Here is an 11,370-nt window from a genome sequence, read left to right on the forward strand (position 1 = left end):
CATCCAATTTCAATCTTACTCAACTCATAATTAAAAAACCTATGTCAGATAATATCAACTGGGCAGAATTGTCCGAAGTCGAAAAAATAAAAACCGAAAGCAACTATTTGCGCGGAACACTGGAGGCAAGTCTTGCCGACCCAATTACAGGAGCCATTGCTCTTGATGACAGACAAGTCTCTAAATTTCATGGCATTTACCAACAATTTGATCGGGATAACGAACGGGAAAGAAAGAAAACCAAACTGGAACCAGATTACTCCTTTTTAATTCGCGTGAGAGTGCCTGGCGGTGTTGTAAATGCAAAGCAATGGCTGCAAATCGATCAAATATCAGATGAATATGCCAACGGAACCATCAAATTAACTACCCGGCAGGCATTTCAGTTTCACGGCGTTTTGAAAGGAAACCTAAAGCCAAGTATTCAATCTATTAATAAGGCATTGCTCGATACCATTGCTGCCTGTGGTGATGTAAACCGAAATGTGATGGCCAGTCCTCATCCGTATGCATCCGAAGTTTTCGATCAGGTACAGGAATTGGCTGGCAAAGTGAGCGATCATTTAACCCCAAGAACTCCGGCCTACTACGAAATCTGGCTAGACCAAAAGAAAGTGGCCGAAGGGAGTGCCGGCGAAGTAGAGCCTTTGTACGGACCTGTTTATCTGCCACGAAAGTTCAAAATTGGATTTACCACTCCTCCTTTTAACGATACAGATATTTTCACTCAGGATTTGGGATTTATTGCCATTGAAAACAATGGTGTTCTGGAAGGATTCAACATTGTTGTTGGCGGTGGAATGGGAACAACTTTTGGCGATGCGGAAACCTATCCCCGATTGGGAAATGTTCTGGGTTTTGCCTCGGTAGAGAACACTGTGGATGTTGCTGAAAAAGTAGTACTCTTGCAAAAGGAGTTGGGAAATAGAAAAGTGAGAAAGAATGCCCGTTTAAAATACACCATCGACAGAATTGGAGTTGATGCATTTAAAGAACTACTGAATGAGAAGCTTGGTTACTCATTAGAGCCTGAAAAAAGCTATGCTTTAGTACGCAACGGTGATAAATTCGGATGGCAAAAAGCCAAAGATGGCCTTTGGTATTTGGGTCTTTTTATTGAAGGCGGAAGAGTGAAAGATGTTGATCAGATCAAAATAAAATCGGCATTGCAGGAAATTGCAAATTTTAATATTTCAGATTTCAGGTTAACGGGGAATCAAAACCTGATTCTAGGCAAGATTGAGGAAGAAAACAAAGGTAAAATCAGTCAGATTCTGAAAAAACACCAGCTTTTGCCTCAGACAATTTCCGGGACAAGAGCCAACTCTATTGCCTGTGTTGCTCTAAACACATGCAGTCTGGCTTTTGCTGAAGCAGAAAGATATCTTCCTTTCTTGATCGATAAAATTGATGACAGCCTTCAGGAATTTGGCTTAACCAAGGATGAAATTGTGATTCGAATGACGGGTTGTGCCAATGGTTGTGGAAGACCTTACGTAGCCGAAATAGGCTTTATCGGAAAAGCTCCTGGAAGGTACAATTTCTATTTGGGTGGCAATTTTAAGGGAACACGCCTGAACAACCTGTATCGCGAAAATGTGAACGAGATAGAAATACTGAATGAGCTTCGTCCGATTCTTAAAGATTATTCCGAAAACAGAACAAAAGGTGAAGAATTTGGTGATTTCGTGATCCGCAAACAATACATAGCAGAAATTGTGAATCCCAAGGATTTTAAGCATTAAACATAGGAAAGTCAAAAGGTCTTGAAAGGTCGAAAGTCTAGAAACCCCTAAATCCCCTGAAGGGGACTTTGAGAAGTCCTTTGTGTTCCCTTTGTGGTTAAAAATATCATTATATGAAAAAAGGAAAAATATGGATTGTTGGTGCCGGACCCGGTGCTGCCGATCTGCTCACAATAAAAGCTTTACGAAGCATTCAGAATGCAGATGTTATTTTATACGATGCCTTAATTACCGATGAAGTTCGTGCTCTGTTTCCCAACAAAGCGATTCTTATTAATGTAGGGAAGCGATCAGGTGATGGCAAAAATCCGGTAAGCAGACAAGAATATATTCATGATCAGATGCTGATGTATTACTTGCTGGGCAGTGAGGTAGTGAGATTGAAGTCGGGCGACCCAATGGTTTACGGCAGAGGGGTTGAGGAAATTCGTTTCCTGCTGGAAGCGGGTTTAGAGTTTGAACTGATTCCAGGAATCAGCGCTGCTATGGCCGCCTCCAGTGAGTTTTGGATTCCCCTTACTGAAAGAGGGAAATCATCGGGCATTCATTTTCATTCTGCCGTAAAAGTTGGTGGTGAAAAAAGTGCTTTAAACGAAATTATCAGGGAAATTGAGAACAATGATACCGTTGTAATCTATATGGGGCTTGAACATTTAAAAGACATGGCTGATGAGCTTCACAAAAAATTATCTAAGGAAACCAATATCAATGTAGTATCGAAGGTTAGCTATACAGACAGTGATGTGATAAGCGGGAACACAAAGTTTTTCAGCCAAATAAAAAACAGCGGATTGCCGGCGTCACCAGCAGTAATAGTATTGGGAAATCACACTCAAATTCCTGGAAGCAGAGAAGTTAGTTTAAGAGGCAAAGCAGCCGTTTCGAGTAGAATTAAAAACTTTATCAGACAACCATTTTTAAACCTGTTTTAAAAATTCAGATGAATATGCAATACAGAACAAATAGATTCTGTGCAACACTCCACTCAATTTACTCGTCTTTTCTTCAAAATATCAAAAGCAGACTTTCTTATGAATTTCTGCTTTTTTTATTTAAGCTGTAACTTAATTCACGTTCACGGCGTCTTATATACTGATTAACATTTTCACTTAAAACACAAATACCTATGAAAAAAATTATCCAAAAGGCCTCCCTTCTAATTGTAGGTCTTACTTTTCTGCTTACAGGAAATACAAGTGCCCAGTTTTGGGGCGAAAAAGGGAACGGTAATGTTCAGACTCAAGATCGTGAAATTGGATCATTCTCTGCAATTTCGGCAAGTAGTGGATTGAACGTATATGTGACTCAGGGCGACAAAGAATCTTTACGTGTTGAAGCTGACGAAAATCTTATGGAATACATTATTACCCGTGTAAAAGGAAACGAACTGATTCTTAAAGTAGATGGTAATATCCGCAGGGCAACTAAAATGAATATTTACCTTACTCTGGTAAATGTTACCGAAATACACGTTTCAAGCGGAGCAGATTTCAAAACCAGAAACATGATAAACGCAGAGAAATTAGATATTTCGGTAAGCAGCGGCGCCGATGCCAAAATGGAATTAAATGCTAAAGAATTAAGCTGCAGTGTTAGCTCTGGTGCTGATGCCACACTAAGAGGAAAAGCTGATTTTTTTGCTGGTAAAGCAAGCAGTGGCAGCGATCTAAAAGCGAAAGAATTAATCGCAAAAGTTTGTAAAGCAAAAGCGTCAAGTGGTGGCGATGTTACTGTTTATGCAGAAGAAGAAATTGAAGCCAGCGCAAGTTCCGGTGGTGATGTCAACTACTACGGTAATCCTTCAAAAGTAAACGTAAGTGACTCGAGCGGTGGAGATGTTAATCGTCGTTAGAGCTACAAAGAGGCATTTCTTTTCGGAAATGCCTCTTTCAATTCTCACCTTTTTTCTCTGCGATACTTTGTGTACTCTATGGTCAAAATTTATTTTTATTTTTTTCTCCCACAGAGAGCACTGAGGGACACAGAGGTTTATGAATTATTTCTTCTTTTTCTTCTCCTCTACTTGTTTCAGATAATCACCCAGACCTTCGAACGGCATGTAGGTTTTCGGAATGCCTAATTTTGCAGAAGGATCATTTGCCGATAAATCTACTTTCTTCCCACACTTTGGACAACTTACTGTATGATGATTTGTGATTTCTAAAATATTCACAATGATTTCACCCTTGCAATGCGGGCAATCAACAATTACTTCCTGATCGTTAAATTCCATAATTTCTCGTTTTCTGATTTTGTAAAAATGGTAGAAAATTTACTGCTCGCAATCTTTCATTGATAATTGAATTCTTTTTCGGGCAGCATCAACCTCGGTAACTTTTACATTTACGTGCTGATGCAATTGAACCACATCGGCCGGATTGGACACGAACCGGTTTGCCAGCTGCGAGATATGAACCAAACCATCCTGTTTCACGCCAACATCAACAAAGGCGCCAAAATTGGTGATATTGGTTACAATTCCCGGCAACTCCATACCCACTTCCAACTGCTCTACTTTATAAATTCCTTCTTTAAACTGGAATACCTTAATAATGGTTCGCGGATCGCGGCCCGGCTTTTCCAATTCCTCCATAATATCTTTCAGGGTAGGCAATCCGACCTCGTCGCTAACATATTTATTCAAGTCGATTTGCTTACGCAATTCCTGATCGGCAATTAAATCGGCCACCGAACACTTTAGATCCTTCGCCATTTGTTTTACAATGCCATACGATTCGGGATGCACAGCTGAGTTATCCAATGGATTTTCGGAATTGGGAATACGAAGGAAACCTGCGCATTGCTCGAACGCCTTTGCGCCCATTCGTTTCACTTTGGATATCTCTTTACGGGTATTGAAAGCTCCGTTTTCGGCACGGTAATCAACAATATTCTGAGCCAATTGCGGGCCTAAACCCGACACGTAGTTCAACAAATGCTTACTGGCCGTGTTCAAGTTAACACCCACCTTATTTACACAGGATTCTACCACCTGATCGAGGCTTTGTTGTAATAAACTCTGGTCTACATCGTGCTGATATTGTCCAACACCTATCGATTTGGCTTCAATTTTCACCAACTCGGCCAATGGATCCATTAACCGGCGGCCAATGGAAACTGCACCACGCACGGTAACATCATATTCGGGAAACTCTTCGCGGGCTACTTTCGATGCGGAGTAAATAGACGCTCCGGCCTCGCTCACTACAAAAACCTGTACTTTTCGATCGTAATGAAGATTGGTTACAAAACGTTCTGTTTCTCTGCTGGCTGTTCCGTTACCAATTGCAATGGCCTGAATGTTATAAGTCTCGACCATGTTGGTCAGCTTTTTAGCCGCCATACTTCCCTGATTTTGCGGAGGATGCGGATAAATAGTTTCATTGTGCAGCAAATTTCCCTGCGCATCCAAACAAACCACTTTACATCCACTTCGGTAACCCGGATCTAAAGCCAAAACACGTTTTTGTCCCAGCGGAGATGAAAGAAGCAGTTGTCTCAAATTCTCTGAAAACACACGAATGGCTTCCTTATCGGCAGCTTCTTTGGACGTGTTTGCAAACTCTGTTTCCAGTGACGATCCCAATAATCTTTTGTAGGCATCTTTAACTGCCAGTTCAACCTGCTGGGAAGCGGCAGTATTTCCTTTCACAAAAAGCCGGTTCAACCGATCCAATACTTCCTCCTCATCCGGAGCAATGCTTACCCGCAAAACTCCTTCGGCCTCGCCCCTTCGCAAAGCCAGTATTCTATGAGAAGCTACTCGTTTCAGAGGCTCTTCCGACTCAAAATAATCTTTGAATTTCTCGCCTTCTTCCTCTTTTCCCTTAACCACTTTGGAACGGATTACCGCCTGACGCTGAAATATACTTCGAACCGAATTTCTGGCTATCTCATTCTCGTTCACCCACTCGGCAATAATATCGCGTGCCCCCTGCAAAGCTTCCTCGGTGTTTGGCACTTCATCCGACAAAAACTGAGCTACACGACCTTCTACATCACGTTCCTCCTGCTTCATCAGAATTTTCGCCAGTGGTTCCAATCCTTTTTCCCTGGCCTTTACCGCTTTGGTTTTTCTTTTTTGTTTGTAAGGCAAATACAAATCTTCCAACTGATTTAACTCACCACATGCCATAATTCGTTGCTTCAAATCATCAGTCAACTTGTCCTGTTTCTCAATGGAATCAAGAATACTTTCGCGTCGTTTATCCAGCTCCGTTAAACGGGCAATTTCGTCTTTTATATTGCCAATCTGCACCTCGTCCAAACTACCTGTCATCTCTTTTCTATAACGGGAAATAAATGGCAAAGTAGCTCCTTCACTTAAAAGCTGCAAGGTATTTTCAACCTGAAAAGCCTGCAACTGCAAGCTTTTCTTTATGTGATCTATGTATTTTTGCGTCATGTTATTTTTGATAATAAGACTGTATTTTTAGCTGTTATTTTTCATGTACCGTTCACATTCATGCCGCGAACGCTCTACACAATCTTCTAACGAAAGTCCGTTAAAATAATTGCCGGTCAAATAAACTCCTGCCTGTTCTGCCAATTTCTGAATCTCCTGAATTCTTTCTTTGTGTCCCAAATCCAGTACAGGTAACCGGTGATTTGCCACAATAGTCTCATCCAAATCAGATTCATCAACACCAAGCATTTCAGCCATTAAAGCCACTTGTTCTTCTTTTCGGATATTATTTTCTTCGAAATGAAAAGCAAATCCTCTCGATTCCTTGTGCTCCATTACATCTCGTGTCACCATCGAAAGGCAAGAGCCTTGCAAAGGAATAATAAAAGAAACCGGATCGAAAGACAATTTTTCCTTTGGCAGGACAACAGTTCTCGATAAAATATTTTTGGTGGTATATTCTTTCAGTTTAGCAGCCAAATCGGAATTTATCTCAGCAAGTAAACCTCCGGCAACCGATGGAGTTACAGCAAAAGCAATATCTTTCGCGTTGAATTCTTCTCCTGATTCTGTTGTTACGCTCACCTCATTCTCTTTTTGAACCAAAACCACTTTCTGCCCTGTAAGCAAAGTAATATTTTCAGTTTCGGACAATGCATTCATAAAACTCTGCATTCCCTTTTTCAGGATAAAACTTTTAGGATGTTCCTTACTTTTTGTTTTTCGTCGCTTCAAGAAAAATTCTGCAGAAAAGTCATCTGCATTTTGAACAATTACTGCACTAAACATGCGGTTAAAAACCTTGTCATAGTTCTTTTTACCAACAATATTCCCGAAATATTCCTTCACCGTTTTGCCATCTCGTTTCGAGAAAAACAATTTTGGCCCGGATGTTAACAATTCCCATTTGCTTACCCCCGACATGATTTTCTCGTGCCGGTCGGTAAACACTTTCATTCCCACCTTGGCTCTTGGCTCAATACTTGGTTCCAATCCTGCAGACTGAATTAACGCAATCAGGTTTGTATAGGAAGCATAGAAAGTATGCGCTCCCATTTCCACCCAAAAATCATTTTTATCGTGGTAGTGAGTATTTAAACAACCGCCAATTCTATTATCACCTTCTAATACAAGAACTTGTTTTCCTTTTTGGGCAACTTGGCAGGCGAGGCTTAATCCGCTGATACCGGCGCCCACAACAATCATGTCGTATACTTTAGAATGGTTCATGATTTGGGTTCGTTTACATTTATTTCTTTTTGAAATTCTTTTTCTTGAAAAATTTCTTCTTCCCGCCTCCACTATATGACTTTGGATTGTACTCAGGAGCTTCTCCTAATTCTTCGGGCACAGGAATTTTATAAACTGAGGATTCAATCAAATCTTCAATCTTTTTAAAATCGTTTTGATCTTTGGGAGTAATTAATGTAATTGCAACACCTTCGGTTTCGGCTCTTGCTGTCCGGCCAACTCTATGCACATAATCTTCCGCATCATGAGGCACATCAAAATTAATCACCAAGTCGATTGAATCGATATCGATTCCCCGGGCAATTATATCTGTGGCCACCAAAATCTGATACTTTCTGTTTTTGAAATCACGAAGAACGTCTTCCCGTTCCTTTTGCTCCAAATCAGATTGAATCCCTGCGGCTTTAAATTTATGCCTTATTAGATCTTTGGTAATTGCTTTTACATTCAACTTTGTAGCAGAAAAAATAATAATACTCTTAATATCCTTGTCTCTTAACAAATGATTTATCAAAGGTATTTTTTGCTCAGGATAAAGCATATATGCCGCTTGCAAAACTCCTTCGGCCGGTTTAGAAATGGCAATATTGATGCTCTCAGGATTATTCATCATAGTTCCTGCCAATTCGCGAATTTTAGATGGCATAGTAGCCGAAAACATTAAATTCTGACGCTCTTTCGGCAAATGACCAATAATTTGCATTAAATCGTCAAAGAACCCCATATCGAGCATTCTATCCGCCTCATCTAAAATTAAATGCTTTAATTTAGATGTGTTTACATAGCCCAGACTCAAATGAGAAATCATTCGGCCAGGAGTGGCGATTACAATATCAGCGCCTTCCATTAATCCCTTTTTCTGCTGATCCCAAACTGAAGAGTCTCCACCTCCATAAACCGAAAGCGATGTAATCGATACGAAATAGCCAAAACCTTCCATTTGCTGATCAATTTGCATCGCCAGTTCACGGGTTGGCACTAAAATTAAAGTGCTAAAACCATCAATTTTATTCTTTTGTATTTTATCCATTATTGGCAGCAAATAGGCTGCGGTTTTTCCGGTACCTGTCTGTGCACAACAAATTAAATCCTTGTTGTCGATGATTTGAGGTATAGCAAGTTCCTGAACAGGAGAAGGAGTTTCGAACCCCATGGCTGCAAGCCCATCCATTAATTCAGGTGTAAAGTTAAATTCTGAAAACTTCAATTTTTTTCGATTTACTTATTGATTACTGGATTTTCAAATTTGAAAACCAACTAAATATCAAGCGACAGGGAAGATACAAAAAACTGATAATTCTGTTACTAATTCCTCTGTGAAAATATTTATACTACTCTACATATAAAACCAGTCCTTTCAGGTACTCTCCCTCAGGATGGTAAATATTAACAGGATGGTCGGCCGGTTGTGTTAACTGATGAAGAATCCGTACTGTTCTTCCGGCACTCGTTGCTGCTGCAAAAATGGCTTTTCGAAAATCCTCCTTACTTACCGCCTGCGAACAAGAAAAAGTAAATAGAATTCCACCACTCTTTATCTGTTCAAAACCTATTGTATTTAATCGTTTGTATCCTTTTAAAGCATTCGCAAGCACATTTTTGTGTTTTGCAAAAGCGGGTGGATCCAATACAATCAAATCATATTTTCCTGCTGACCGATCCAAATATTTGAATGCATCCTCTGAAAATGCCTCATGACGGGCATCCTCCGGGAAATTTAATTCAACATTTTCTTTTGTAATCTCAATAGCTCTTGCCGAACTGTCAACAGAATGCACCAAATCGGCACCTCCACGCATTGCATAAAAGGAGAATCCTCCGGTATAACAAAACATATTCAACACCGATCGTCCCTTTGAGTATTGCTCCAAAAGGCTTCTGTTCTCCCGCTGATCGATAAAAAATCCTGTTTTTTGTCCTTTTAACCAATCAACATTGAATTTCAATCCATTCTCCAGAGCAACAAACGAATCTGTATTTCCATACAAATATTCATTCTTCGGCTCAATTCCTGATTTAAAAGGAATTGTTCCTTCCGATTTATCGTAAACAGCTTTTAAATCATCACCCAAAACGGCTAGTAGTGCTTTCGCAATTTCTTCGCGATGCAAATACATCCCAACCGAATGACATTGAATCACCGCTGTTCCCGCATAAAAATCGATGATTAATCCAGATAATCCATCTCCCTCACCATGCACCAAACGACAAACATTGTTATCTGCAGTTCCATACAAACCAATTGCTTTACGCATATTGCAGGCCGATTCGAATTTTCCCACCCAAAAATCAAGATTGATCTCTACCTTTTCGAAAGAAATAATTCTCACCACAATGGATCCAATAGCAATATGCCCGATCCCTAAAAACTCTTCTTTTGCCGAATAAACAGCAACCAAATCTCCTTCTTCCAACCCTTCGTCCACTCTACTTACCGCTCCCGAAAAAATCCAGGGATGAAATCGTTTAATAGAATGTTCTTTCCCTTGCTTAAGGATAACTTTTGGATAATTTATCATTTTGGAAATTTCTTTTCTTTTTGAATAGAGAGAAATCCAGTCGGGAAAATAATTTTCGCCTCTGATTCTCTCCTTAAAAATAACAATTCAAATTTATTTAATTAGGACAGATACTAAAGAAGAATTCTCTTAATAAAACTTTGTTTACTATACGATTGAAGCCTTTAGCTTTTCGAATATTTTAAGGGATACCCAAGCATCAGTAGCTGCATATTTTAATTGTCCTGAACTTAGCTCTTCAGCTTCCCAGTTGGAAACCTGCTGGCGCTTCGAGATTCTGAAATTAAGAACAATCGCTGACAATTTTTTCAGAGAAAAACTTTCAATCCCAAATTTTGAGACATATTCCTGCAACTCAAGAAAACCGTTGGCATCAAAATCATTCAATTTTTGCAATCCCCGAATATCATCTTTTATAGCAGCCCCTACTTTCATAATTTTCGGATCAGCAAGGAGATCAAGCAATTGCTCCGGTAAACCTATTTTATTAATCCTGAAAAGGAAAGTCTTGGAATTAGCCGCCAATTGCAGTAGAGCTACATCATTCACTCTACCTTTTTTAAACGACGGTCGTGTTTCGGTATCGAATCCCAAAATTGGAAACTTTTTCAAATACTGAACAGCATCATCCAGTTCCATGTCTCGATCGACTAGAACAATTTCACCATCAAAGCCCTGTAATGGCAATTCGTTTACTTCTTCCTTTGTAATTGATTTTTGAAATGGTAACATCTATTACTCTTTTTCTAAGGAAAACATGAATTTATTTTCCCATCTATTGATCGTCTTCTCCCCATTCTCTTTTCCTCTGCGAAAAGATTGAGTCACTTAAGTCGATATTATCTAATTTAGTGCGATCAGAATCTTCAATCTCCTCATCAAGATTTTCGTTTTTTGCCACCAAATTATGGATTGACCGCAATGAATTTACTAAATTCTGTCCCCAATGTTGATAGAAACTATTGTTTAGATCCCACAATGCCTCGTTCATCACATCCATTGTGCCAATTCTGTAGGAAGTAAGAAAATCCTTTAAATCCTGATAAACATCGGCAAAATTCTCTGAAACTGAAGCAATAACAGGCGTTTCACTATATTCCATATCCTCTTCGAACACTTCAAGATACTGATCGTGAGCTCCCATTTTTGACTGAACCGATGAATGAATAAATTCCCAATCCGATTCAGACACAAATTTTTCAATCTCTTCCTCCAGGTCTGTTTCATTTTTAGGCAACAAACATGCCTTTAAGTAAAGCAAAGGCAATAACTTCTGAGCTGTTTCAATAAATTCAATCTTTGATATCTTAGCGCAGGTTTCCAATAGCAAACAAAACTCATTGGCAACTGCAACAAACTCGATAACATTTTTTGAATAAACAATATGGTCAAACTGATCTTTCATCTTCTATCTAATACTATAAGCATGCAAAAATAACAAGATTTTACG

At 39.5% G+C, this 11,370-nt stretch carries 10 protein-coding genes; 3 read left to right on the forward strand and 7 right to left on the reverse strand.

Going from position 1 to position 11,370, the window contains the following annotated elements; translation table 11 throughout:
• The first annotated feature begins 41 nt into the window (after positions 1-41).
• The 3 genes from ACKU4N_RS16225 (at position 42) to ACKU4N_RS16235 (ending at position 3,597) form a co-directional block, all read left to right on the forward strand.
• Complete coding sequence (locus tag ACKU4N_RS16225) at positions 42-1,745, forward strand: NADPH-dependent assimilatory sulfite reductase hemoprotein subunit (protein ID WP_321318129.1); 1,704 nt, start codon at positions 42-44, stop codon at positions 1,743-1,745.
• 113 nt (positions 1,746-1,858) lie between these two features.
• Entirely contained in the window at positions 1,859-2,677 is an 819-nt protein-coding gene (gene cobA / locus ACKU4N_RS16230; protein ID WP_321318131.1) for a uroporphyrinogen-III C-methyltransferase, read from the forward strand.
• Positions 2,678-2,871: 194 nt separating this feature from the next.
• Complete coding sequence (locus ACKU4N_RS16235) at positions 2,872-3,597, forward strand: head GIN domain-containing protein (RefSeq protein ID WP_321318133.1); 726 nt, start codon at positions 2,872-2,874, stop codon at positions 3,595-3,597.
• A gap of 144 nt (positions 3,598-3,741) precedes the next feature.
• On the opposite strand, the gene ACKU4N_RS16240 is transcribed toward ACKU4N_RS16235, so the two are convergent.
• The 7 genes from ACKU4N_RS16240 to ACKU4N_RS16270 all read right to left on the reverse strand — a co-directional run bounded on the left by ACKU4N_RS16240 (position 3,742) and on the right by ACKU4N_RS16270 (position 11,325).
• Positions 3,742-3,978 (reverse strand): hypothetical protein, encoded by a 237-nt coding sequence (locus tag ACKU4N_RS16240; protein ID WP_124992192.1) that lies wholly within the window; start codon positions 3,976-3,978, stop codon positions 3,742-3,744.
• A gap of 39 nt (positions 3,979-4,017) precedes the next feature.
• Positions 4,018-6,150 (reverse strand): Tex family protein, encoded by a 2,133-nt coding sequence (locus ACKU4N_RS16245; RefSeq protein ID WP_321318136.1) that lies wholly within the window; start codon positions 6,148-6,150, stop codon positions 4,018-4,020.
• 27 nt (positions 6,151-6,177) lie between these two features.
• Positions 6,178-7,380: a protoporphyrinogen/coproporphyrinogen oxidase gene (locus ACKU4N_RS16250; RefSeq protein ID WP_321318137.1), complete on the reverse strand. Its 1,203-nt coding sequence runs from the start codon at positions 7,378-7,380 to the stop codon at positions 6,178-6,180.
• 19 nt (positions 7,381-7,399) lie between these two features.
• The gene (locus ACKU4N_RS16255; protein ID WP_156195275.1) at positions 7,400-8,608 is read right to left on the reverse strand and encodes a DEAD/DEAH box helicase; all 1,209 of its coding nucleotides are present in this window, start codon (positions 8,606-8,608) and stop codon (positions 7,400-7,402) included.
• Positions 8,609-8,732: 124 nt separating this feature from the next.
• On the reverse strand, positions 8,733-9,920 hold the full coding sequence (locus ACKU4N_RS16260) for a class I SAM-dependent rRNA methyltransferase (RefSeq protein WP_321318140.1): 1,188 nt from the start codon (positions 9,918-9,920) through the stop codon (positions 8,733-8,735).
• A gap of 147 nt (positions 9,921-10,067) precedes the next feature.
• Positions 10,068-10,652, reverse strand: a complete 585-nt coding sequence (locus ACKU4N_RS16265) for a 3'-5' exonuclease (protein WP_321318141.1) — start codon at positions 10,650-10,652, stop codon at positions 10,068-10,070.
• A 43-nt stretch (positions 10,653-10,695) separates the two neighbouring features.
• Positions 10,696-11,325: a DUF5063 domain-containing protein gene (locus ACKU4N_RS16270; protein WP_321318142.1), complete on the reverse strand. Its 630-nt coding sequence runs from the start codon at positions 11,323-11,325 to the stop codon at positions 10,696-10,698.
• Between the last annotated feature and the right edge of the window lie 45 nt (positions 11,326-11,370).

The sequence above is a fragment of the Labilibaculum sp. genome, assembly GCF_963664555.1.
Taxonomy (GTDB): domain Bacteria; phylum Bacteroidota; class Bacteroidia; order Bacteroidales; family Marinifilaceae; genus Labilibaculum.